The organism is Pontibacter beigongshangensis, assembly GCF_014332515.1.
GTDB lineage: Bacteria > Bacteroidota > Bacteroidia > Cytophagales > Hymenobacteraceae > Pontibacter > Pontibacter beigongshangensis.
Map to the genome: position 1 here is coordinate 65,080 of NZ_VFSD01000017.1, position 25,156 is coordinate 90,235.

Below are 25,156 nucleotides of genomic sequence, written 5' to 3' on the forward strand. Positions count from 1 at the left end.
TCCGTTTTTGCCATTTGTAATAGCGACCACTATCATACTGCTGCTGGCCCTAGGTCTGATAGGTTTTCTGATCTTATACCAGAGGCGGCTTATCAGGCATCAGGAGCATTTGCGGCAGCTGCAGGAAACAAGGCAGCGGCAATTGCTGGAGGCGGCGCTGGAGGCCCAGGAGGCAGAACGAAGGCGTTTGGCCCGCGACCTGCACGATGAGGTGGGTACCATGCTGGCCCTGGCTAAGATGCAGGCAGGGCAGTGGGTAAATGCTTCTTCAGAAGATGCGGCAACAGATGGCAGCCTTGCGATACAAAAACTGAAGGTGAAACTGGATGAGGTGATGAGCAGCGTCCGCCGGATATCGCATGACCTGATGCCCGTTGTGCTGAACAAGTACGGACTGGTGCAGGGCATCGAGAGCCTGAGGCGCAGCTTACCTGTCGATAGCAACCTGCACGTAAAGTTTGAGTGCAATGAGCCGGCACGGCGTGTGGCACAAAGGCTGGAACTGGCCCTGTACAGAATCCTGCAGGAGTTGCTGGCCAACACTATAAAGCATGCAGCAGCCACAGAGATTTATATACGGCTCCATTTTGAAGCTGATAAGCTGATGCTGACCTATACCGACAACGGCAAAGGGTTTGACTACCAGAACCTGTTAGACAATGCCTACGCAGGGCTGGGGCTTACAAACCTCCAGAGCAGGATTGCTCTCCTGAATGGAACACTTGATTTTAGCTCAGAGAAGGGTAGCGGTGTAACTTTTGTCGCCTCTATTCCAACTGACAATAATTAGATAATACATTAAATTATGGACCGAAAGCCAATCACCTTAGCCGTAGCTGATGATCATACACTCTTCCGGAAGGGACTGCTGGAAATCATGAAGAGCTTTGAGGAGATAACCATACTCTACGATGCCGGCACTGGGTTTGAATTGCTGGAGAAGATAGAATATGCCATACCCGATGTGGTGCTGTTGGACCTGGAAATGCCTGATATTGATGGCATTGCTACTGCCCGCTATATTATCAGCAAATTTCCGGATGTAAAAATTCTCCTGCTCTCTATGTACGGAGAGGAGCAACTGGTGGAGAACCTGTTGGAAGAAGGAGTACATGGCTACCTCACCAAAGCAGCAGAGCCGGATGAGTTGCGCAACGCCCTGCAGGTGGTGTATCAAGGGCAAAAATATGTTCAGAAGCTGCCAAACCAGCCCTTCGCCAATTAATTCGACCTGCTGCCTGCGCTGCCTTGTCTGGCGGAACAGGTGGTAAAACTCCTGAAATCCCGTATCAAGCTGCACCATAAGGGATGCGGCAGGATTGGTAGAGGACTGGGGGGCAATAAAATTCTGAAATACAGATGATCAAATAAGCGTGTTTCAACCGGTACAGTGCTCCTCCAATTTGATTTTTAGAAAGGTTTGATGCTTGTTAAGCCATTTAAAAGTATATCTACCATAATTTCTAATTTGGAGAAGCAATAGGTCTTCTTCGCTGTACTGCCATTGTGGCTGCTGGTTAACCTCCTGTCAGGGCCTTTCTCAAAACCATCTGGCACCAGATGGTGTTTTAAGAAATAAAGCAACTTAAAGCCTTGAGGAAACAATGGCCAGAAAGCAGGAGATACTTGTTTGTGAACTTTGCGAACGGGAAGTACAGTACCTGTCGCGGCACCACCTGGTGCCTCGCGAAGAAGGTGGCCGCTACGGACCAACCGCAGAGCTCTGCCAACCCTGCCACAGCACCCTCCACCTCACGTTCAGCAACCAGGAACTGGCCACAATTTACAACAGTATAAGCGCTCTGAAGTCGGCGGAGGGACTGCAAAAGTATCTGAAATGGGTCAAAGGCCGCCCCATAGAACGCATTTCCAACAGAAGAAGCCGGGCCAGGCGCAAAAGGTAAACGGCTTGCATTAGGAACTCAAACATGGCGCTGTAAAAATTTCTGCGCCAGGTTTGAGTTCCTTCCGCAACGTCGGTTACGACTATACCTCCGTACTATTTCCCTGTTCCTTTAGCTTCAGTACCAGGTCTATTTTAAACTGGTGCAGGCTGTCTTCCAGGCCTGCCGGGTAGCTGTGCGGGTTCAGGTAGCGCCTGATGCTCTCGTGCAGCGTGTTTAGCTCCTGCTGCACCTTGGCTTTTATGTCTGGTAAGGCAGGCGGGGCATACTGCAGCTCGCCTTTCACAAAAACTGGCACCAGCAGGTCTTTGAAAGCGGTGCCCGGTACAATGGTTTTGCGGCGTGTGCTGTCTGCGGGGTCTACAATCACCACACGCTCAGGTTGCTTTTCCGCTTCGTTAAAAATCATGTCGGCCAGAGAGCCGTTCTCGTTGTAGAACCGCCGCACCTGCAGTATGCCTGGCGTAGAGGTTTTTGCCAGTTGCTCCGAGAGCTTTATTTTGTAAGACCACTCCCCGTTTTCCTGTTGCAGGGCCGCCAGCTTGTAAACCCCGCCAAGAGCCGGCTGGTCGTAGGCCGTTACCATCTGGGTGCCTACCCCCCAGATGTTCACCTTAGAGCCTTCCTGGCGCAGACTGGTAATAATGTGCTCGTCCAGGTCGTTGCTGGCTACAATGTTGGTATTAACGTAACCGGCGGCGTCGAGCAGTTTGCGGGCCTCTACGCTAAGGTAAGTCAGGTCGCCGGAGTCGAGCCGGATGGCATTGAAGGTAAACCCCTGATCCTTCAGCTCGTTGGCGGTAGCGATGGCCTTTTTTACTCCTTCCAGTGTGTTATAGGTATCAACCAGAAAGACAGAGTCGTAGGGGAAGGCCTCGCCATAGGCTCTGAAGGCTTCCTGCTCGGAAGCAAAGGCCTGTACCCAGCTATGGGCATGGGTGCCGCTGAGCGGAATGCCGAAAAGCTTTCCGGCGAGCACATTAGAGGTAGCGGCGGCACCCCCAATATAAGCGGCCCGGCTGGCTGCCAGCGCTCCGTCTATGCCCTGCGCCCGGCGCATGCCGAACTCCACCACCCGGTGGCCTTTGGCCGCATCTGCCACACGCGCAGCCTTGGTAGCGATAAGCGTCTGAAAGTTGATGATCGTAAGCAGGGGCGTTTCGATGAGCTGCGCCTGCAGGAGCGGACCGCGTACCCTTATCAGCGGCTCGTTCGGGAACACGACTGTTCCTTCCGGAATGGCGTCTACATCGCAGGTAAAGCGCATCTGGCGCAGGTAGTCCAGAAAAGCGGGCTCGAACAGGGGTTGCTGCCGGCTTCCTTTCAGGCTGGCCAGGTACGCCAGGTCTTCTTCCTGAAACCGGAGCTGCTCCAGGTAGTTGATGGCGTGGGCTAAACCCGCTGCTACAGTGTAGCCGCCCTTAAACGGGTTTTTGCGAAAGTACAGGTGGAATACAGCTTCCTGCTCGGCCATGCCCTGCTTCCAGTAACCATAGGCCATGGTAAGCTGGTACAGGTCGGTGAGCAGCGAAAGGGAGGTGGCGTAAATGTCGTTTAATTTCATAACATGTTTTACAAAGGTGATGGCCCGAAGAACAGCTTTTGAGCTGGCTTCGGGGAGTTGCCATGGTCTAGTACTTTCAGCGATGCCTTGCCGGGTCCGGTTGGGAAGCATAAAAGGCTGCCTTTCAGAATTATTCTAATCAAAAAGGCCCTCCGGAGGCACTTCTGCTCCTGCTGCTGCTGATCCGGTTTTCTGCTACAGTTTCATCGGGAGGCACAAAGCTTGTTTCAAGTAAGGATTTATCCTTGGATGTGGCAACAATTCACCGGCACAATTTTTAACTTTACAATATGATACAGCGGCAATTTATTCCCTTTTCTGAACTAAAGCAGCACAAGGCTATAATAGTAGACAGTATGCACCCGAATGGACTGGTATTATCGCATTGGCGGGGCGCTCCCACGCCTGCTGAAGTACGCGACAATACCAGCGCCGCCATGGTGCTGCACGCGCTGCGGCTGAACCTGCCCGGTTTAGAGTTACCTTACGTTACGGCCAATCACTTTGATATAGATGGCTTTGTGGGTGTCTGGAGCCTGCTGCACCCGGAGCTGGCCCTGCAGAACGAGGAGGTGTTGCGGCAAATGGCCCTGATCGGCGATTTCAGAGAACTCGACCTGAACCATCCGCTGGCAGGGGAGGCCCTGAAGCTGGTTTGCTGGATAAATGCACGGGAGAAGGAGCTGTTCTATCCGCCTTTCGGTGCGGAGCAACTGCCAGAGTCGGAGGTGACGCTGTGCCCTAAAAAGTTTGCTTACTTCCTGCGCGAGTTCGGCCGTGTGCTCCAGGACCCCGATTGGGAGAAAGCTGCCTGGGAGGAGGAAGTGGGAGAGGTGCTGCTCGGTTACCGCGATATGTACACGCCAGAGGCGAAGATTACCCGCCATCCGGCTATCGGCCTTATCGTACTGGAGCTGCCGGAGCCGCTTCATTACTATGCCCTCTTCAGCCGTACGCAAGGCTTTGATATAGTGCTGACCTGCTACAGCGACAACCGGTATGAGCTGGAGTATAAGTATACCACCTGGGTAGACCTCAGCTCCAGGCCTACGCTGCCCCGCCTTAACCTGGCACCCCTGGCGGCACGGCTTAACGCGTTGGAGAAATCAGGCCGCACCTGGACCGGCGATGCCATTACAGAAACCGGCCCACTGTTGCGGCTGGATGGCGAAGCACTTACCCACATGGAAGCCTACGATAACCCGACCTCACGCAAAATCCATAGCTCTTCTATTGCGGTGGAGGAACTGAAGCAGGTGGTCACAGCTTTCTTTACGGAAGCTTATGCCGGCCTGGAGCCACGTTACTTCTGGAGCTGGAAAGAGATAAAGGAGCTGCAGCAAAAGCTGCCATTCTGATGGGTAGTTTGCGCCTGACGCTGTTCAGAACAAATCATGCCCTGGTTTGATTAAAAATGGAGGTTAGGCGTATAAAACAGGAAACGGGCCTTTTTTCGGCTACCATTTACCTTACAATGGATGAAGGGCAGGAGGTACTTATTTTAGCCATGGCCCCGGTACCAACCTACTTTACTTAAAAATACATAACCTTGAAACTGCTTTACTTGAAGTCTGTCTTACTCTGCCTGCTGCTCTTCTGGGGTTGCAAGCAAGACCCGGGCAATACCCACGAAACCCGCCACAGGCAGGAGAGGCCAGTTGCTGACGCACCAACTTCTGAAGTGCCTGTTGCTGAAGCAGAGCAGCCTCAGCCGGAAAACAGAAAACCTGAAAAAAGAGCCGGCGACAGGGTAGTGGCCGTGAAAGATGGCGATACGATGGACCTGCTTCGGAACGGGCAGGTGATAAAAGTGCGCCTATATGGCATCGACAGCCCGGAGAAAAACCAGGACTTTGGGCAGCGGGCAAAACAGTATGCCTCCGACCTGGCCTTTGGCAAGTACGTGCAGCTCATAGCACACAACACCGACCGCTACGGCCGCACTGTGGGTTCCATTATTCTGCCAGACGGACGTAACTTGAACGAAGAGATGGTGCGCGCCGGGTTTGCCTGGCATTACAAGGAGTATTCCAAAGACCAGAACCTGGCCAACCTCGAAACAGATGCCCGCCGTTTTAAACGTGGCCTTTGGAAAGACCCCAACCCGATGCCGCCCTGGGATTTCCGCAAAAATAAAAGCACCATCCTGGCTGAAGCTGCCGCAGCCGAAAACGCCAAAGCTCCGATTCCGGCTGGAGCAACCAAACGAATTGTTTACCTTTGCAACAGCTCCGGTTCTGCCGTTTATCATGTTTCTACCACTTGCTCTGTGCTAAAACGCTGCAAAGCCGGGGTGCTGAAAATGACAGAGGCAGAAGCCATCAGGCAGCATGGCCGCAGGCTCGACAAAACGTGCAGTTCCTGAGCACTGCTGCTTGCCGTATGTAGAAATCCGTATACCTAACCCATGACAACAAAGTTCACCAACCCTTTTCCGGGCTTGTCCTTCTTAAAGGAATTTAACGTTTTTGTGCTGTTTCTGACGGTTTTCGCTGCCGCCTGCCAGGCGCCGGAGCAGGAACATACAGACGGTACAACTGCCATTGATCAAACAGAAGCCGCTGCGGCAGATTCTGCTGCCCAGCAGGAACGCAGGCCTGCACCACAATTTCACCGGATCCCGACGGAGATGGCCCGCGACAGAGTATATGTCTGCGACGATGCCAACGCCGATGTTTTCCACACCAAGTACGACTGCGAAACCCTGAACGGCTGCAAAACCCTGAAGAAGAATGTGATGCTGCTACGCGCTGTAGAAGATTACGGCCGCTACAACTGCGACATCTGCAGCAAAGACCTGGCTGTTATTTTCGATGAGCAGCAGGTGATCCAAAGGCGGTAATTAATGTGCTGATTTTTTAATGTGCTGATGGGCCAATTGTTAAATGGCTACATGGTTGATTGGTTAAGTTGGAGATGAGCAGATTGGGAGATGGTTCTGCCAACAGGAAGGACAGTATCAATAGGATTCATAAAAATGTAGCCGCACCACTCGCGGGTGCTCATGACCTCGAGCAGCAGCAGAGCCTCCGGAGGACCTTTTCTATTAGAATAATCAGCCATCCCATCAAGTAGCCACCCTGCTCCTCCTCTCACGCTGATGCAGCCGGAAAAAGCCCTGCTTCTAGTGTCTTTTTTCAGCAGCAGCAACAAGACGCTCCGGAGGGGCAAAACCATTGGAATAATTAGATACTTGCCTGTATCGCGGAAACTGGGAATAGTCAGCTTGCCCGGTTAGAGCTTTCTGCTATGCAACACCAGCAGCGGCACATCGGCTTTATAGGTCATTTTCTCGGTCAGGCTACGTGAGAAGAGCTCCTGGAAAAACCCTTTGTCTTTGCGGAGTATAGCTACCAGGCTGGCTTCCGATTCATTATAGTAAGCTTTGATCCCATCCATGCGGTGCCTGCTCACTACTTCCTGAAACCGCATCGGGCTATCCGGGAACAGGCGCTGCAGCTCCTCCCAGAACTGCTGTGCCTTGGCTCCGCTTTCCGGGGTGGCCTCTCTCGAAACATGGATCACATCTACTGTGGCATCAAAAAGATTGGCCATTTCCCAAACCTGTTGCAAAGCATATTTGTCTTCTTCCACATAGTCTGAGGCATAAATAATTTTCCGGATGTCAGGCCAGTTAGCCGTGGCCGGGATGGTGAGTACAGGGCAGCGGACCTGCTCTATCACCGCTTCGGCATTGCTGCCAATCAGCAGCTCTTCCAGGGCGCTGCCACCGCCGGTAGTACCCATCACAATCATGTGGTAACCTTCGGTGCTGGTCAGGTGCTCGGCAATATCTGTCAGGAGCGATTCTTTTATGATATAATCGCAGGAAAAGCCATTGTTGCTGCCACTATATTTCTCTTCGATCCGGTGTTGCAGGTCCTTCATTTTTTCATGCGCATCCCTGATCTGTTCCTGCAGTAGTTCACTGGCGATCAGAGCTGTTTCGGAGGTGTCTACCACGGGCAGGTGCACCACGTGCAGGAGCGTAAGGCGTGCACCCGCGCGTTGCGCAATGGTAGCGGCATAGTCTACCGCCTTCATAGCCGTTTTAGAAAAGTCGGTTGGGCAAAGAATCTTTTTCATAGACGTTGGTATGGGTGTTCAGGAATACGTATATCCTGGTTTGCCTATGTATACGTGCCGGGCAAAAAGAGATTAGCGATTTTAGGGAAATCAGTTCGAAACATATTATCAGACGTTGCTTTTCGTATGATATTGATCAGGCGCCCAACTCAAAACATAAAATCTTTAAACAAAAAAAGTCCCCCACTGAAACAGCGGGGGACTTTTTTATATAGTTGAGTTGATGTTACTGCTTGCTGCCGTCTACTTCTTCGTAGTCTACGTCGGTTACGCCGCCATCGGCTGAGGCTCCCTGGGCACCAGCATCTGGTCCTCCGGGCTGGCCGTTGCCGCCTGGTGCGCCACCTGGCTGGCCTTGTGTGGCTGCGTACATCTCCTGAGAGGCTGCGCTCCAGGCATTGTTCAGCGCTTCCAGAGCTGCATCGATGCCAGCTATGTCTTTGGCTCCGTGTGCGGTGCGGAGTTGGCCAAGGGCCCCTTCAATGGCAGTTTTGTTGCCTTCTGACAGCTTGTCGCCATACTCTTTCAGCTGCTTTTCGGTCTGGAAGATCATAGAGTCGGCTGCGTTCAGCTTCTCGATCTCTTCTTTGGCCTTTTTGTCAGCTTCGGCGTTGGCTTCGGCTTCCTGGCGCATGCGCTCAATTTCCTGCTCGCTCAGACCAGAGGAAGCCTCGATGCGGATCTTCTGCTCTTTACCGGTGGCTTTATCTTTAGCTGTTACGTGCAGAATACCGTTGGCGTCGATGTCGAAAATAACTTCGATCTGCGAAACGCCACGTGGTGCTGGCGGAATGCCATCCAGGTGGAAGCGGCCGATGGTGCGGTTGTCGCGGGCCATAGGGCGCTCACCCTGCAGCACGTGTATCTCTACAGATGGCTGGTTATCGGAAGCAGTCGAGAACGTCTCAGACTTCTTCGTAGGAATGGTTGTGTTCGACTCGATCAGTTTGGTCATCACACCGCCCATGGTCTCAATACCCAGCGAAAGTGGCGTTACGTCCAGCAGGAGCACGTCTTTAACTTCTCCGGTCAGTACACCACCTTGTATAGCGGCACCAATTGCTACCACTTCATCCGGGTTTACTCCTTTAGAAGGCTTCTTACCGAAGAATTTCTCCACTTCTTCCTGTACTCTTGGAATACGGGTAGAACCACCAACCAGAATTACTTCATCAATATCGGAAGTAGACAGGCCGGCATCTTTCAGGGCCTTGCGGCAAGGCTCCATAGAGCGGCGGATCAGGTCATCAGAAAGCTGCTCGAATTTTGCGCGGGTCAGTTTACGCACCAGGTGCTTCGGAATACCATTTACCGGCATAATGTAAGGCAGGTTGATCTCCGTCTCGTTTGAGCTGGAAAGTTCAACTTTCGCCTTCTCAGCAGCTTCTTTCAGGCGCTGTAAGGCCATAGGGTCTTTGCGCAGGTCGATGTTCTCGTCGTTGATGAACTCCTGGGCCAGCCAGTTAATGATCACCTGGTCGAAGTCGTCGCCACCAAGGTGTGTATCACCGTTGGTAGATAGTACTTCAAACACGCCATCGCCAAGCTCCAGAATTGAGATATCGAAGGTACCGCCACCTAAGTCGAATACGGCAATTTTCTGATCTTTATGTTTTTTGTCGAGACCGTAAGCCAGCGCTGCTGCTGTAGGCTCGTTTATGATACGCTTTACTTCGAGGCCAGCAATCTGACCGGCTTCTTTTGTAGCCTGACGCTGCGCATCGTTAAAGTAGGCAGGAACTGTAATCACAGCTTCTGTTACCGTGGTGCCGAGGTAATCTTCGGCAGTGGCCTTCATTTTCTGAAGCACCATGGCGGAGATCTCCTGTGGTGTGTACTGTCTGTCGCCAATCTCTACACGGATGGTGTTGTTGCTGCCTTGAACCACTTTGTAAGACACCTGCTTTGCTTCTTCGCTAACTTCGTTGTAGCTGTGGCCCATGAAGCGCTTAATAGAAGCGATGGTGTTCTGCGGGTTTGTGATTGCCTGACGTTTGGCAGGGTCACCTACTTTGCGCTCGCCATTACCGTTGTCCAGGAAGGCAACGATAGATGGTGTAGTTCTGCGGCCTTCGCTATTCGGTATAACTACTGGCTCGTTACCTTCCATTACTGAAACGCACGAGTTAGTTGTACCTAAGTCAATACCAATTATCTTTCCCATTCTATAGTTTTATTAATATAATTTCTTAATCTGATTTCTTCTGTTGTCAGGTTTATATCAAGGCTTGTGCCAAGCGGTAAATCGTGCCTTATTTATGTCATTCTGTCACAGCAAAAGCTTGGGGCGCAACAATGTCTGTCTTGTTTGGAAGTATACCCACACTTTACGACATAATTTCAGAGCCTGCATGTTAAAGCAGGGCGCTTGTTTTGCATGGCATGTGGGTTCATAAAATAGCCCGGCCTGCCTCAGTTTTTCTGGGGCAGGCCGGGCCTTTTTGCTGCTTAAAAAATTTACGGTCAGGTAGTTACAAACTGTCGTTTTTCCATGGGCTTAATGCTGGTGAGGTCAGCTATTTTAACAGCCTTCCCGGTTTCGCAGCTGTTGCGGGCCGCAATGCCTACCAATATCGACAGGGCACCATCTCTTACACCGGCAGCCTGGCGCAGCGGGTCCGATTTAACGCCCAGGAATATGGCATCTGTCAGGAGCTTGTCGCCACCACCGTGGCCGCCTTCTGCATGAGGCACTTTTATGATCTCCCGGCCGCCGAAGTTCTTCGTCAGCACAATTTCCTCATAGTCTTTCTCTACCATCGGGTTGCTTTCTTCTACCCAGCAGTCTATGCGGCCTTTGGTGCCGTTAAAGGCAATGCGGTAGCCTTCGTACGGCGAGTAGGTGGTGAGGGAGTAGCTAACGTGCACGCCGTTTTTGTACTTAATGGTAGCCGCCATCTTATCATAAATGTCGATGTCTTCTTTCCACACACAGCCGTCGCGCAGGTAGCCGTCGTGTTTCTCGTGGTCCACGTACAGTTCCACCAGCTGCTGCCTTTTGGTAATGTCGAAATAGAAATCGCATTTGTCTTTGTGGGGGCAGGGGCGGCAGTGCGTATGGCGGAACGGGTTGTTTTTGCCATAGAACTCCAGTTCGCCGGATGCATACACCTCTTCCGGGTCAGACTCGATCCACCAGTTAAGCAGGTCGAAGTGGTGCGTAGCTTTGTGCACCCACAGGGTGCCGCCTTTTTCTTTAAGCCTGTGCCACCTGCGGAAATAATCGGAGCCGTGCCGGGTATCGAGGTACCAGTGGAAATCGACAGAGGTAAGGTCGCCGATGGCCCCGCTATGTACCAGCTCGTAAAGTTTGGCGCGGTGCGGGGAGTAGCGGTAATTAAAGGTTACGGTTACTTTCTTGCCTGTTTTCTTTTCCGCGTCCAGAATGTCCTGGCATTTCTTTTCGTCGGTGGTCATGGGCTTTTCAGTGATGATGTTGGCACCCATTTCCATGCCTTTGATAATGAACTCGTGGTGCGTGTTGTCTACCGACATCACCATCAGGGTGTCCGGCTTCACCTTTTTCATCATCTGCTCAAAGTTGGTGAACGTAGGGCATTTAAAGCCGGTCTTCTTTTTGAAGTACTCCAGGCGCCCGGGGTTTATATCGCAAAGCCCCACATATTCTACTCTTTCGCCATATTTTTCCTTGATCGATTTAGACCACATGCCAAGTGCCCGGCCGCTGGTGCCCACAATGGCAATTCTCATTTTCTTGTCAGCGGCAGATGCTACGGCCGCAAAAGGGTTTAGCACGACAGAGCCTGCTAGAGCGGCTGTGGCTGATAGAAAGCTTCTTCTGGAGACGCCGTTTTCACTGTTGTTCATAGCAATTGTAAAAATTGGAAGATAGTTTTAATTTATTGAGTTCGCTCTCATGCCTCCGCCTGTTCCCTTAAAGCTATCTCCAAAGCCAACAACGGGAACCTGTTTTATCCAAAACAGGCGGTATAAAAGCTGATTTGAACTAACGGTAGTTAAAATAGCGGTTCCAGTTTACAAAACCATCCTGTTGTGTCATGTTTTTTAAATTTTGTAGCTGGAATAAAATGAAGCCGCAAAGAGCGGAACCAGCATGCCGGTAGCTAATGGCACCTAAAACAAAAGACGATAGTTGTTGCCGGAGCAATTATGCTAATGAAAAAGCCCCTCCAGCCATACAATATGCTGCTGCACCTGGGTTCGGCTGTCTGTAGTTCTTATAATAACAGCCTGTTGCTGTTTTGCTGTTGGAGTGGCAGCAAAAGCAGCATGTGTTACGGAGGGGCTTTTTCATTAGCATAATTCAGGTTGTACGTCTGCCTTTTTCTTCTGTCCGCCTCGCAGGGTTTTGCAGGAAGACCGGTGGAGCGGCTGCTACAGCTAAGAGAGTTCCTGCAGGTTTACCCAGCGGTGCTCTCTGGCCGATTGAAAGATCGCTTCGATAACCCGAGTATTGGCCAGGGCGTCTTCCAGAGTAACGGGCACTTCGGTGTTCTCCCTCACGGCTTTTGTAAAGGCTGCTGCCATCAGTGTGTACTGGTCGCAAACCGCAAACGAGATGGTCTTGACCTGCTCCTGTAGTATGTCGCCGTGGTTTATTTTGATTTCGCAGGCGGTGTCGTTCGGCGCATTAAAGGGTATCTGCACCTCCAGCTCCTGGTTTTCGCCGAAGAAGTGCATGCGCTGGTACGGCACCAACTGGGTACTGACCGAGAAAGCAACCTGTGCCGACGGGAACTGCATGACAACGCTGGTCAATTTGTCGGTGCCGAAGCCGGGGTCTGTCTCCATCAGGCCGATGACCCTGATAGGTTCTTCACCAAGGACGTAGCGGCAGATGGTAACCGGGTAACAGCCGATGTCCCACATGGCGCCTCCGCCGTAAGCGGCTATGTTGCGGATGTTGCCCGGTGTTACGTTAAAATAACTGAAACTGCCTTGCACCAGCTTTATTTTACCGAGTGCCCCCTGTTGCACCAGCTCCCTGGTTTTGTGCCATTGCGGATGAGATCTTACCATAAAAGCCTCCCCAACTTTAACCTGGTGCCTGTCGCGGGCAGCTATGAGCCGCTTTACGTCCTGGCTGCTCAGGGCGATAGGCTTTTCGCACAGCACATGCTTCCCGGCCTCTATGCATTTGAGGGTATACTCGGCGTGGAGGTGGTTGGGGAGCGGGTTGTAAACAATGTGTATGTCCGGGTCAGCGATCAACTCCTCGTAGGAGCCATACACTTTCGGGATGTCGAGTTTTTCTGCAGCAGCCCGTGCTTTTTCTACATTCCGGGAGGCGATGCCATATACCTGGAAGTCAGGGCGGCCGGCCATGGCGGGTATCACTTTCTCCAGCGCTATTTTGGCAGCGCCCAATATGCCCCAGTTCATTTTCATAGGTTTCAGGTTTGATGGTTTAACTTGTTCTGGTGAGTTAAGATAGCAAAAAACGGCTTACCTCTCCTGATTTGCCACAGTATCTGTTTCGTTAAGGTGCACCAGCTAGTCCTAATGTACTTCTTCGTAAGCCTTCTGGAGCAGCACAGCCCTCCGGAAGGCCTTTTTGATTAGAATAATTTGGTTGCTGATTGTTAAATGGTTTAATGGCTACATGGCTGATTTGGAAATTTGAAGATGAACCGGAAGATTCACAGCAGCTCTTCACGCTTAAAAAGCCCCCGTGTCATAGGTCTCTTTTTACCTCCGGAGGACCTTTTTCATTCAAATAATTCAGAGCCGGCATTACCTGTCTCAACAAAAAGAGCGCTGTCCGGAAACCCGGGCAGCGCTCTTTTGAGATAGTACTTAGCCTAATTCTTACATTTTCAAAGGCGTCATTTTCGGTACCAGGGTCTTCATTACTGACCAGGCGATCAGGTACGCCACGGCACAGATGCAGAAAACAATGGTGTAGCCCGGTTCCTTGCTTCCCCAGGTAACTTCGCTGTAATCGAACAGCATGCCGCTGCCCTTGTTGATCAGGAACGAACCGATACCGCCGGCCATGCCGCCGATGCCAACAATGGTTGCGGTGGCTTTTTTCGGGAACATGTCGCTAACAGTAGTGAAAATGTTTGCTGACCAGGCCTGGTGAGCAGAACCTCCAATGCCAATCAGCAACATAGCCCACCAGTAGCTGTACTGCCCAAAATACTGGGCACCCAGAATAACGAGCGGGAACAGCGCAATAATAAACATGGCTTTCATACGGCCGGCATAAGGCTCCATGCCTTTGTTGATGAAGTATGTAGGGAAGGCGCCGCCACCTATAGAACCAAACACGGTAATGGTGTAGAGCAAAGCAATCGGCCACTGGATATCAATGCCTTCCATGCCATACTGCGCTTTCAGGTAGGCCGGTGTCCAGAACAGGAAGAACCACCACACCCCATCAGTCATAAATTTCCCGAAGGCAAAAGACCAGGTTTGTCTGTACTTCAAACACTGGATGAAGGAAAATCTCTGGCCGTCATCTTCTTTTTCCTCTTCAATCGGCTGCTCGTTTGCAACATCGTCGCTATGGATGTACATGTACTCTGCAGCACTCAGTTTTTTATTCTTGGAAGGGATTTCGTACAGAATCAACCAGGCGATTAACCATACAAAACCAACGGCGCCGATAATAATGAAGGCCCATTGCCAGCCCATGTGGTAGGCGATCCAGGGCACTACGATAGGAGCCAGAATAGCGCCAACGTTTGCCCCTGAGTTAAAAATACCCGTAGCAAAAGCCCGCTCCTTTTTAGGGAAATACTCTGCGGTGGCTTTAATGGCAGCCGGGAAGTTACCTGCCTCGCCTATAGCCAACACGGTGCGGCCTAGTGTAAAACCGAAAATACGGCCTGGGATAAAGGTGGCAAACGCGTGCAGAATAGCACCAAAAGACCAAACAATAATAGACCAGGCATATCCTTTTTTAGTGCCCAACCAATCAATTAAACGACCGGCAAACAACATGGAGGCGGCATATACGATGGAGAATACACCAACAATGGTTCCGTAGTCGCTATCCGTCCATCCGAATTCTTCGGCCAGCATGGGTTGCAGCAAACTTAGTACCTGCCGGTCTAAGTAGTTGATGGTGGTGGCAAAAAAGAGCAGTGCACAGATTGTCCACCGGTAGTTGCCGACTTTTTGCGTGACGCTACTTGAAAGGGTAGGCTTTGTCATAAGGAAAAATGTGTTAAAATTTTTATTAATTCAGGTGTTGTGTTAGCTGCCGTGCCTTGTGGGCAAATTCCGATTTAGCCATAAGGGCATTGCCGCCACTGATTTACAGGGAAAGATTGCCTCTACTACTTGCGATCAGCAATTGCCATATTGGTTATCAACGCAGCTAAACCTACAGATTCCTGGCTGCATCACATCGGAAAGCCAGCTTCTTCTGCTGTAGTGCAGCAGAAGAAGCTGGTCATTGGCTAGAAATTAAAATAATTCTTGGCGTTGTTGTAGCAGATATTCTCCACCATCTGGCCCAGCCATTCCATTTCACTCTCCGGAAGTTCTCCGTTCTCCACATCGTTGCCGATCAGGTTGCAGAGAATCCTTCTGAAGTAGTCGTGCCGTGGGTAGGAAAGGAAGCTTCTGGAGTCGGTGAGCATGCCCACAAAGTGGCTCAGGAGCCCCATGTTCGAAAGTGCGTTCATCTGTTTCTCCATGCCGTCTTTCTGATCGAGGAACCACCAGCCCGAGCCGAACTGTATCTTGCCTGGCGTAGAAGACCCCGCGTTAAAGTTGCCGATCATGGTGGCAAAGACCTCGTTGTCGCGCGGGTTCAGGTTGTAAAGGATTGTTTTTGCCAGCTGGTTGCTGTCATCCAGCCTGCCCATGAACTTAGCCAGCGGCTGCGCCACGCTAAAGTCGCCGATAGAGTCGAAGCCTGTGTCGGGGCCCAGTTCGCGTACCATGCGCAGGTTGTTGTTGCGCAGGGCGCCCAGGTGGAACTGCTGTGTCCAGCCTTTTTCGTGGTCCATCAGCGCCAGGAACATCAGCATGGCCGATTTAAACTTCAACAACTCTTCTGTTGAGATCTGTTGCCTGCTCAGGATTTTGTCGAAGATGCTGTTGATCTCTTCGTCAGTGTAGTCTTCGGCATAAATGGTTTCGAGGCCGTGGTCAGATAGGCGGCCACCCTGCTCATGAAAGAAGTCATGCCGCTGCTTCAGGGCATCTTTTAAGCCCTGGAAGTTGTTGATCGCAACGCCGGAGGCTTTCTCCAGTTTCTGCAGGTATTCCAGGTAACCAGCTGTTTCTGGCGACATGGCTTTATCGGCGCGGTACGTGGGCAGCACTTTGATGCCAAAATCGTCGGCCTTTATCTTCTGGTGGTGCTCCAGGCTGTCGGCAGGGTCATCGGTGGTGCAGATCACCTTCACGTTCATCTGCTTCAGAATGCCGCGTACGCTGAACTCGTCTGTCTGCAGCATTTCGGTGCAGGAGTCGTAAATTTCTCTTGCCGTTTCAGGCTTCAGGATCTTTTCTATGCCGAAAGGTCGTTTCAGCTCCATGTGCGTCCAGTGGTAGAGTGGGTTGCGCACGGTGTAAGGCACCGTTTCGGCCCATTTCTCAAACTTGGCGTAATCGTCGGCGTCTCCGGTGCAGTATCTCTCATCTATCCCGTTGGTGCGCATGGCTCTCCACTTGTAGTGGTCGCCATAAAGCCAGATTTCTGTCAGGTTCTTGAACTTCCTGTCAGAAGCGATATCTTCCGGGGGGAGGTGACAATGGTAATCGATGATGGGCATGTTTTTGGCATGCTCATGGTAAAGTTTCTGTGCCGTTTTGGTCTTGAGGATGAAGTTCTCGTCTAAAAATGACATGGCGTTTTTATATGGTATTGATAATATTATAAATCTAACTATTTTATATAAACTGCAGTACTATTATTTCAATATGATGGCTCAGGTGCCTGTTTTTACTATAAAAAAAGCGGTTTTATGTGGCGCTCCCAGATGTTTTCCGTCACATGGCGGCCTACCTCTTCTTTATTGGCCTTCAGGGCATCGGTAAAGGCAGGCCCTTTTTTGCCGGCCAGCTTGTAAGAGCAGTGGATCAGCTGCCTGAAATTAGGGTTGTAGGCCGGGTTGCTCTGGTCGTGGCGTAGCGCCGCCGCATATTCCTGGCCCGACCAGGTGGCCACTTCAGAAGGAGAGGGCAGCTCGTCTTTGTTTATAGAAAGCACGGTGGCATAAGGGTCTGTGAGCTCTTTATAGTGGTCGAGGGCTTCGGCATAAATGTTTTTGGCCATCTGCAGGCCCTCCTCACTGGCCGTTGCCAGAGCTGCCAGCTCTTCGAGCCAGGTGGTGCCGGCTGTCTTCACATGGATGCCGGCATCGTGCTTGCGAATGAGCTCCCGGATTGGCTTGTAAATCGAGAACTTGTCGCTGCCGCTGTGTACGCTGAGTTTCAGTGTTTTAGGCAGGCCAAACTTTTCTATGGCGTGGTTTATCACCAGAATATCTTCCTCAAACTCCTTTGCGAACTGGTTTATGTCTCCCTGGTAATCCACGCCTTTATAGAACTGGCCCGTAAACTTTGGAGCGATTGTCTGAACAGGCACGCCTTGTTTTGCCAGCATTTTCAGGATAAAGTATAGCTCTACCGGGCTCTGCGGCTCACTTACCTCATCCATCGAAACTTCTGTAATAAAATTGTCAGCGCCTTTTTTGCTGGTAATATAGTCGTAGATGTTCTTTGCCTCTTTGGTGGCTTCCAGAAATTTGCCCGCGATGGAACGCAGCAGGGCCTCGTCGATAGGGAAGGAGTGGGAGATGCCGGGTATGGAGAACTCGCCCAGGTGGTCTTTGTTCTCTTCCAGAAAAGCCTCTGTCTCGTCTGTGCTTGCCGGCTTGCCAATGTACTCGGCTACATCTATTGTAAAGAAATCCGAAACATCCAGGAAAGGGTCTACATTTTTCAGGTTTATATGGTCGGCATCTACCAGGTAGTCGCCTTGCCAGTTCAGGGCTTTGGTGGCGGCATCTGCCTCTGCGCGCACATCTTGCGGCGAGGTGTTTACCGTCAGGTGCTCCCGGTTCGATTTGTTCCAGACCGGGGTGATCTCAACACCTGCCTCTCTGGCTTTTATAAAGGCCTGCAGTTGTGCTTCCCCCTGGTGGGCAAACCGGTCTCCTACCCCAAATGAATACTTTCCGATTGTTTTCATGCTGTTCTTCTGTTAGTTTTCCTGATTTTAGAAGCTTGTGTTATAGTATTTAAGCTCTGTTTAAAATTGAATTTGCCGGTAGCGTATGTTGCCGCAGCCAGGTTGCCCTGCTAAAACTATAATCAAATGGCTAAGTAACAATTTTATTCATATTTCACAAACACGCATTAGTGTTATCTGGAAAGTGTGGCTGCTTTATTCAGGAGAACAATAAGAGATTAGAGGCTGATTCAGGCCAGTAAAGTGGCATAAAAACCTATTCCGCCATCTTCTCACCTTTTGGCAAATAAAGCAGGGTAAAGTAGGCCCCGTATCATTTTATGAATTATTTGAATGATTTTGCCCCTCGGGAGCATCTGGTGCTGTTGCTGGCAGTGAGCATGGCTTCTGTTATTTTGCTTCGGAAGGTGAGCAGGTGCCTGAAAAAATACCTGCCCCGCATCTGGCCTTAAACCGGGTGCGGGGCAGGGAAAGAAATCAGACAGTTCCTGATTTTTCTTTCTGAGCTGTTTGCTGCAGTTGCTTAACTTCTGCTGCTACAGTGGTCGTAAAGCCATCTATCTGTGTCAGGTCGGTGCCCCAGAAAGATTTGTTGGCAAGCACGGTGGCAACAGTTTCTTCGGCAGAGCCTTTCTCCCAGGCGCTCTTAAAGAAGTTGAGCACCTCCGGCGTGTCGTTAAGTGGAATCTGGTCACCGTTCCACTCGCCTTTGTAGAACAGGATAAGTGCCGCAAGCGAATGGAGCAGGCGCTGCGGAAGCTTGCCGGTGCGCTGGTGGAACTCCAGCACCGATGGCAGCACGCGCACCTTGTATTTAGAAACTGAGTTCAGGGCGATCGACATCAACTCGTGATGGATAAAGGGGTTCTGGAAACGCTCGATCACGTCGTTGGCGAATTGCTTCAGCTCTTCGGCCGGCAGGTCCAGGGTAGGCACAATCTCTTCAAAGATGGCTTCCCTTATAAATTTGCCGGCTGTGGCATCCTCTACCGCCTCCCGGACCGTGCGGAGGCCCTGTAGATAGGCAACAGGCACCAATACGGTGTGGGCTCCGTTCAGGATACGAACTTTACGGGTGCGGTAAGGCGTCAGGTCAGACACAAATTTTACCTGCAGGTCCGCTTTTGCGGTAGGGAAGGCTGCTTCTACTTCGGCCGGCGCCTCAATTACCCAAAGGTGGAACGGCTCTGCCTTTACCACCAGGTTGTCTTCGTAGCCGATCTCCTGCTGTATTTCCTTGATGGTGTCTCTCGGGAAGCCAGGCACGATACGGTCTACCAGGGTGTTGCAGAAAATGTTGCTCTCGTTTATCCAGGCTACAAATGCTTCGGGCAGGTTCCAGTGGCTGGCAAATTGCAGCACGGTGTCTTTCAGGTTCTCGCCGTTCTTCTCGATCAATTCGCACGGGATCAGGTACAGGCCTTTGTCGGAGGCGCCGTTAAAGTGCTTGAAGCGGTGATACAGCAAAGCGGTAAGTTTGCCCGGGAAGCTGGAGGGCAGCGTGTCCATGTCTTTATCGGCGGCTCCGAAAGCGATACCTGCCTCGGTGGTATTGGAGATCACGAACTGCAGGTCCGGGTTCTCGCCTCTTCTCAGGTAGTCCTGGTAATCGTCGTATGGGTTCAGCGAATCGGCCACGCAGCTGATCAGCCTGATTTCCTGCGTTTGCTCGCCTCCCTGGATACCTTCCAGCAGCAGGTGGTACAGGCCGTCCTGCTTGTTGAGCAGGTGCACAATGCCCTGGCCCAGTGGCTGCACAATTTCAACAGCGCCGTTAAAGTCTGTTTTTTCGTTCAGGATGTCGATCATCCAGTCCACAAATCCGCGAAGGAAGTTGCCTTCGCCAAACTGTAACACTTTAACTGGCCGTTGTTGTGGCAGATTGGCCGATTCTCTGTTTAGTGGTTTCATAAAAAATCTGATTTCTGAAAGATTGTTGGTACTTTGGTTAATTGTTTAGGGGGTAATAAGAAGGTGTGTGGCTGGCTATGCCGCCGAAATATTGGTGCTATTTAAATTTCCTGCTCCTGCACCAGGTCCCGGCCCATGGGCGGGGCAGCGGGCACTGCAGCAAGCCGCAAGGTCGATTTCCGGATGATGAGCTCTGGTTTAAGAATGATCTTCTGCGACATGTTCCGCTTTTCATGGGTGCTGATCTGCTCAAAGAAGATTTCTGCCGTGATTTTGCCCATGGTAATGCTGAGCTGGTCTACGGTAGTGAGCGGAGGGTCGGTGAAGGAGGTGAAAGGGTCGTTGCTGAAGCCTGCCAGGGCCACATCCTCCGGAATCCTGAAGTTGTTCTCTTTCAGGACCTGCATGGCTCCCATGGCGCCGTAATCACTGGCCGAGAACACGGCATCGGGCAGCTGTTTCAGCTTCAGGAGCTGCTCCATGCTTTCTCTTCCGTCTTCCAGCTGCAGGTTGCTTTTTATCACGAGTTCTTCATCGTAGGCAATGCCATTGTCGCGGAGGGCATCGAGGTAACCTCTCAGGCGCTCTTTAAACACGCTCACTTTTTTGGGGCTGGTGAAGTGGGCTATCCTTTTACAGCCCTGCTGTGCCAGATGCTCCACGGCCTTGTAGGCCCCCAGGTAATCGTCAATCACAATCTGGCTCACCTCCAGGGCATCGGTGGTGCGGTCGAACAGCACGAGCGGCACGTTCTTCTCCAATGCTTTTTTAAAGTGGTCGAAGTTCTCCGTGTTTTTTCCTACAGAGGCGATGATGCCGTCTACCCGCGCATTGAGCAGGGCATCCACGGTCTGCACCTCCTTGTCGTAATTGTCGTAGGACTGGCAGATAATAACTTTATAATTGATTTTGTTGGCGATTTCCTCAATGCCCCTGACCACCGAAGAGAAGAAAGCCCGGTCGGCGGTAGGAACGATGATGCCAATAATATGGCTTCGGCCGTTTCGGAGGGCAGCAGCTATGTTGTTGGGCTGGTAGTTGAGCTGCTTGGCGATTTTAAGGACAGCTTTTTTAGTGGCGTCAGAAATTCGTGGGTTGTCGTTAAGCGCCCGCGATACGGTAGAGGCTGTTACATTCAGCTTTTCAGCTATATCATGAATTGTAACTTTAGGTTTGATTGTCATGTGAGGTAGTGTTTGGAGCCTGTGTGTTTATCCCGGAACAAACGATTGTTTTCAGATTAAAAAAATTCTATCTAAACATATGGACAATTTTATACACCATTATCCTGTAGGGTCCTGCTCTGAGAATTAAACTAATGCAAATCTGACTTCATTTTTCCCCCGGCAGTAACAAATTTGTCATTTCTCCAGGTGTTACAGTGCTCCAGGCTTTTTTTGTAGCCTTTTTGTTCTCCGTAGCAAAAGCTATCCAACGGCTTTTGCTGTAATTTACTGTCAAGCTGACGCCCTGCAGTTATGCCGGCTTTGTTGCGTAATCGTTTGCGCAAAGTACAAAAGATTTTGCAGAAATTAAAGAGCCGCTGCCGGGTTTTGGAAAATTAAATCTAACGGACTATGTGTAGGTACATTCGAGTTTGTTTGCGCCTGCAGGTTCCTGTTAGCTGATTTTAAGCACCACTTCTTTAGCCACCTTCACATCACTCATTCAGTGATGTGAAGGTGGCTAAAGATATCCAGCCTTGGGAGGGGCTGGAAATTGGTCCTTTGATGCATTAAGGTCGTTTTCCGGCCCTTCTGAGGCGGTGGTGAATATGTTAAATCCGGATATTTTTTATTTATATATCAAGATGGTTTTTATTAATAAATAAATATAGACAGGTTGAATTTTTTTAAAATAATTGCTAACTAATGTTTGTCTAAAAATCAAAAAATGTTTAACTATGCAATCGGTTGCGCGGAGTAAGTGGGTGTGTTTCTGACCAGTTTAGTCAGAGGAGAGGTGATTATTAAAGTCATGAATATTAGCTAGGTTAGAGGAGGTGCTGACTTGAGGTGTGCGGCTGATTCAGTGAGATTATATATCAATAAGCCTTCTGTAACCGGTTCAATCTAATTATAAATGGTTGGTTGAAATTTCGAATGGAGTATGGCGGTCATAGGGAGGCAGAGTGAGAGATGTTTGCATAAGTGTCGGGAAAGCTTAGTGTAAAATATTCGATCCTTAAGATGGTGCCAACGTTGGCATATTTACCCGGTTGTTTTCTACGCTTAATGTCATATTAATAAGTTAAATTTTTGATAACCTAAATAATGTTTTATGCAATACACTTTACCTAATAAGATGAGGTATTTGTTAATGCTTCTTTTTGTTTTTGCCGCTATTTCAGCGGCTCACTCTCAGGGCTTTTCTGTAAGCGGAAAGGTGGTGGATGATAAGGGAGAAGGTCTGCCAGGGGTGACTGTTCTGGTAAAAGGAACAAATACTGCCGCTCCGACAGACATTGATGGAAACTACACCTTGTCTGCTCCAAATGGAAGCGGCACGTTAGTTTTCTCGTTCGTTGGATTTCAGATGCAGGAGGTGCCTATCAATAACAGGTCAACTGTTAATGTTACCTTAGCTTCTGATGCGAAGGCACTGGATGAAGTTGTGGTGATTGGTTACGGTACAGCCAAAAGGCAGGATCTGACTGGTGCTGTCACTTCTATGTCTGCCAAGGAACTGGAGACAATTCCGGTGTCCAGTGTGGCTGAGGCTATGACAGGTCGTATGGCTGGTGTGAATGTAACTACCACTGACGGTGCCCCAGGCGCTGAAATCATAATCAGGGTACGTGGCGGTGGTTCCGTAACACAGGATAATGCTCCTCTATATATAGTGGACGGCTTCCCTGTGAACAGCATCAACGACATAGCTCCGGCGGATATTACCAGTATAGATGTGTTAAAGGATGCTGCTTCTGCAGCTATTTACGGTTCGCGAGGTGCTAATGGGGTTGTTATTATTACAACCAAGAGCGCGAAAAGTGGTAAAACCTCGGTTTCTTATAATGGTTACATGCAAGCTCGTACCCTGCCACGCAAATTAGAAGTGCTGTCTCCTTATGAATATGTGTTGGCGCAATACGAATATGCTAAAGTAAGAGGAGGAGCTGATATTACGAATTTTACCAAATATTTCGGTGTTTATGAAGATTTAGAGCTTTATAAAAGACAGAGAGGCACCGATTGGCAAGAGGAATTGTATGGTGATCCGGCGATGTCGCAATTCCATAACCTGAGTATCACTGGTGGTTCTGAAAAAACTAAAATGAGCCTTAGTGTAGCGCATAACAGTGATGAAGGTATATTGATGAACTCAGCCTATGCCAGAACCTACCTGAACTTTAAGTTGAACCACGAAATATCAAAGTCTGTGAAACTTGACCTGGCAACGCGTTTCTCTAATGAAGACGTAGATGGCGCCGGAACATCAGGTGGTTCCAGTTTAAGAGTTGGCGATGGCATTACAACACGTCCTGTTAACGGATTGGCTGATTTTATAGACATAGACCCAAATACAAGTGCTGACGCCGATGATGATTACGATCAGTTTTTGAGAAGCATTATTAGCCCGACAGAACTTGTTTTGCAAGATTTTAGAAACAGGGCTACTAAGAGGCTGAACATGAGTACATCGCTTACATGGTTTATGCTGAAAAATCTTTCTTACAGATCAGATTTTGGCGTTGATTTCTCCTGGAGAGAAGATAAGCGCTTCTGGGGTCCCTTAACCGGAGAATCCAGGAACGTAGGTGGTAACCTTCCACTTGGTCAAATTCAAAACTCACAGGATCAAAAATACAGATGGACAAATACCCTGAACTTTACTAAAAACATCAATGATATTCATTCACTAGACCTATTAGTGGGGCAGGAGATGATTATGGGAAATGGCTATTCCAGGTTCCAAAGGGCAAAATACTTCGATGCGCACCTGCAGCCAGATGTTTTGTTTGAGAACATGGCATTAGGAACGCCGGATAGAATTGAAACTGAAACCGGTATACCAGACCATTTGTTCTCATTCTTCGGTCGTGCACAGTATCAGTTAAAAAACAGGTACTTGTTCAACTTTACGCTCCGTGCCGACGGATCAAGCAAATTTGCTAAAGGAAACCAGTGGGGTGTTTTCCCGGCAGCTGCTGCTGCGTGGCGTATATCTGAAGAAGATTTTATGCAAGATCTTCCTGTGGTGTCTGACCTGAAACTGAGATTCAGTTATGGAGAAGCCGGCAACAACAGGATTCATGATAACGCCTTTAGAAGAACATACAATTCTTCTTCGAACAGAACCATTGGCTTTGGCGAAGTTGCACAACCATTCTATGTGCCGGCATCGACTATTTTAACTAACCCTGAGTTGAAATGGGAAACAACAGTAACCAGAAATCTTGGCCTTGACTTTGGTTTATTTAATAATCGCTTGTCGGCAACAGTTGATGTGTATCACAATACAACAAAAGGTTTGTTAGTAACCAAGCCTATTCCTCCAACCACTGGATATCCAACCCAGATGCAGAACATTGGCCAGACTTCTAACAGAGGGATAGAACTTGCCTTAAACGGTAGTATCATTGAAAAATCAGATTTTACTTTGTCAGCTAATTTTAACATCGGCTTTAATCGCTCAAGAGTGGATGATTTAGGTGGTGTAGAGTCAGATATTTATCAATCTAACTGGATTGGTACAAGCTTAAAAGGACAGGATGATTACAGGTTGTATGTTGGCAGGAATGTAGGTTTGATGTACGGATTTGTGACTGATGGCTTCTATACAGTAGATGATTTTACATCCTATAATCCAACTACCAATTCCTATACCTTAAAAGAAGGGGTAGTTGATATGGGGGCTTTTCTGGGTGGATTCTCTGTTAGACCAGGTGTGCTGAAGTTTAAAGATCTGAATGGGGACGGTACGATTTCAACTGAGAACGATAGACAAGTAATTGGAAATGCGATGCCTAAGCATTCAGGCGGTTTTGGTATCAACTCTACCTTTAAAGGATTCGATTTCTCTGCCTTCTTTAACTGGGTGTATGGCAACGATGTGTACAATACAGGTAAACTGGAGTTTAACCAGATTTACAGAACAAGTTATGGCAATATGCTTAACACTGTTAATTCTGATAACAGGTTTAAGTATATCAATGCTGCAGGTGAGGTAGTAACAGATCTGGAAGAGCTGCGCGCACTAAATGCCAATGCCACTATCTGGTCTCCATTCTCTATGAGTCCTTCTGGCTCTGTGTTCCATTCTCATGCAGTAGAAGATGGTTCTTTCCTTCGGTTGAGCAATCTTACACTTGGTTACACTTTACCAAAAGGATTGATATCAAAAGTTGGCATGAAACAGCTTCGGGTATATGGTACAGTTTATAATGCGTGGCTGTGGACAAACTACACAGGATACGATCCTGAAGTGAGTGCCACCAGAAGTGGTTCTTATGCAGCTTTAACTCCTGGCGTGGATTATTCTGGTTATCCAAAAAGCCGCACGTTTACTGCCGGAGTTAACATTACATTTTAGTTTTAACTACTTAGTCATTTA

At 49.6% G+C, this 25,156-nt stretch carries 18 protein-coding genes; 8 read left to right on the forward strand and 10 right to left on the reverse strand.

All coding sequences use genetic code 11. The annotated features are described in order from the left end of the window. The first annotated feature begins 7 nt into the window (after positions 1–7). The 3 genes from FJM74_RS14415 to FJM74_RS14425 all read left to right on the forward strand — a co-directional run bounded on the left by FJM74_RS14415 (position 8) and on the right by FJM74_RS14425 (position 1,904). Positions 8–790, forward strand: a complete 783-nt coding sequence (locus FJM74_RS14415) for a sensor histidine kinase (protein WP_194350014.1) — start codon at positions 8–10, stop codon at positions 788–790. Positions 791–805: 15 nt separating this feature from the next. Beyond that, positions 806–1,225: a response regulator gene (locus FJM74_RS14420; RefSeq protein WP_187263325.1), complete on the forward strand. Its 420-nt coding sequence runs from the start codon at positions 806–808 to the stop codon at positions 1,223–1,225. A gap of 379 nt (positions 1,226–1,604) precedes the next feature. After that, a complete protein-coding gene (locus FJM74_RS14425; protein WP_187263326.1) occupies positions 1,605–1,904 on the forward strand; it encodes an HNH endonuclease in 300 nt (99 codons plus the stop codon). Positions 1,905–1,986: 82 nt separating this feature from the next. Here the strand turns inward: FJM74_RS14425 and FJM74_RS14430 are convergent, their stop codons facing one another. Next, the gene (locus FJM74_RS14430; protein ID WP_187263327.1) at positions 1,987–3,468 is read right to left on the reverse strand and encodes a nicotinate phosphoribosyltransferase; all 1,482 of its coding nucleotides are present in this window, start codon (positions 3,466–3,468) and stop codon (positions 1,987–1,989) included. Positions 3,469–3,758: 290 nt separating this feature from the next. On the opposite strand from FJM74_RS14430, the gene FJM74_RS14435 reads away from it, so the two are divergent. The 3 genes from FJM74_RS14435 to FJM74_RS14445 all read left to right on the forward strand — a co-directional run bounded on the left by FJM74_RS14435 (position 3,759) and on the right by FJM74_RS14445 (position 6,310). Next, positions 3,759–4,826 carry a DUF6687 family protein gene (locus FJM74_RS14435; RefSeq protein WP_187263328.1) on the forward strand — a complete coding sequence of 356 codons (1,068 nt, stop codon included), beginning with the start codon at positions 3,759–3,761 and terminating at the stop codon, positions 4,824–4,826. Between the two features lie 191 nt (positions 4,827–5,017). Beyond that, positions 5,018–5,833: a thermonuclease family protein gene (locus tag FJM74_RS14440; protein WP_241739180.1), complete on the forward strand. Its 816-nt coding sequence runs from the start codon at positions 5,018–5,020 to the stop codon at positions 5,831–5,833. A 42-nt stretch (positions 5,834–5,875) separates the two neighbouring features. Next, on the forward strand, positions 5,876–6,310 hold the full coding sequence (locus tag FJM74_RS14445) for a hypothetical protein (protein WP_187263329.1): 435 nt from the start codon (positions 5,876–5,878) through the stop codon (positions 6,308–6,310). 392 nt (positions 6,311–6,702) lie between these two features. Here the strand turns inward: FJM74_RS14445 and FJM74_RS14450 are convergent, their stop codons facing one another. The 7 genes from FJM74_RS14450 to FJM74_RS14480 all read right to left on the reverse strand — a co-directional run bounded on the left by FJM74_RS14450 (position 6,703) and on the right by FJM74_RS14480 (position 17,692). Then, positions 6,703–7,554, reverse strand: coding sequence for a universal stress protein (locus FJM74_RS14450; protein ID WP_187263330.1), 852 nt, complete (start codon positions 7,552–7,554; stop codon positions 6,703–6,705). A 226-nt stretch (positions 7,555–7,780) separates the two neighbouring features. Next, a complete protein-coding gene (gene dnaK, locus FJM74_RS14455; RefSeq protein ID WP_187263331.1) occupies positions 7,781–9,718 on the reverse strand; it encodes a molecular chaperone DnaK in 1,938 nt (645 codons plus the stop codon). A 299-nt stretch (positions 9,719–10,017) separates the two neighbouring features. Beyond that, positions 10,018–11,382: a Gfo/Idh/MocA family protein gene (locus FJM74_RS14460; RefSeq protein WP_187263332.1), complete on the reverse strand. Its 1,365-nt coding sequence runs from the start codon at positions 11,380–11,382 to the stop codon at positions 10,018–10,020. Positions 11,383–11,916: 534 nt separating this feature from the next. After that, positions 11,917–12,924: a Gfo/Idh/MocA family protein gene (locus FJM74_RS14465; protein ID WP_187263333.1), complete on the reverse strand. Its 1,008-nt coding sequence runs from the start codon at positions 12,922–12,924 to the stop codon at positions 11,917–11,919. 420 nt (positions 12,925–13,344) lie between these two features. Beyond that, positions 13,345–14,697: an MFS transporter gene (locus FJM74_RS14470; protein ID WP_187263334.1), complete on the reverse strand. Its 1,353-nt coding sequence runs from the start codon at positions 14,695–14,697 to the stop codon at positions 13,345–13,347. Between the two features lie 248 nt (positions 14,698–14,945). Then, the gene (uxaC, locus tag FJM74_RS14475; protein ID WP_187263335.1) at positions 14,946–16,346 is read right to left on the reverse strand and encodes a glucuronate isomerase; all 1,401 of its coding nucleotides are present in this window, start codon (positions 16,344–16,346) and stop codon (positions 14,946–14,948) included. Between the two features lie 98 nt (positions 16,347–16,444). Then, the gene (locus FJM74_RS14480) at positions 16,445–17,692 is read right to left on the reverse strand and encodes a tagaturonate epimerase family protein (protein WP_187263336.1); all 1,248 of its coding nucleotides are present in this window, start codon (positions 17,690–17,692) and stop codon (positions 16,445–16,447) included. A 320-nt stretch (positions 17,693–18,012) separates the two neighbouring features. Between FJM74_RS14480 and FJM74_RS22590 the strand changes: the two genes are divergently transcribed. Continuing rightward, entirely contained in the window at positions 18,013–18,144 is a 132-nt protein-coding gene (locus tag FJM74_RS22590; protein WP_262890442.1) for a hypothetical protein, read from the forward strand. 25 nt (positions 18,145–18,169) lie between these two features. On the opposite strand, the gene FJM74_RS14485 is transcribed toward FJM74_RS22590, so the two are convergent. Both FJM74_RS14485 and FJM74_RS14490 read right to left on the reverse strand, forming a co-directional pair. Then, positions 18,170–19,603, reverse strand: a complete 1,434-nt coding sequence (locus tag FJM74_RS14485) for a tagaturonate reductase (protein ID WP_187263337.1) — start codon at positions 19,601–19,603, stop codon at positions 18,170–18,172. 101 nt (positions 19,604–19,704) lie between these two features. Next, positions 19,705–20,787, reverse strand: coding sequence for a LacI family DNA-binding transcriptional regulator (locus FJM74_RS14490; RefSeq protein WP_187263338.1), 1,083 nt, complete (start codon positions 20,785–20,787; stop codon positions 19,705–19,707). Positions 20,788–21,883: 1,096 nt separating this feature from the next. On the opposite strand from FJM74_RS14490, the gene FJM74_RS14495 reads away from it, so the two are divergent. Next, positions 21,884–25,135, forward strand: coding sequence for a SusC/RagA family TonB-linked outer membrane protein (locus tag FJM74_RS14495; RefSeq protein ID WP_206684046.1), 3,252 nt, complete (start codon positions 21,884–21,886; stop codon positions 25,133–25,135). Positions 25,136–25,156 lie beyond the last annotated feature (21 nt).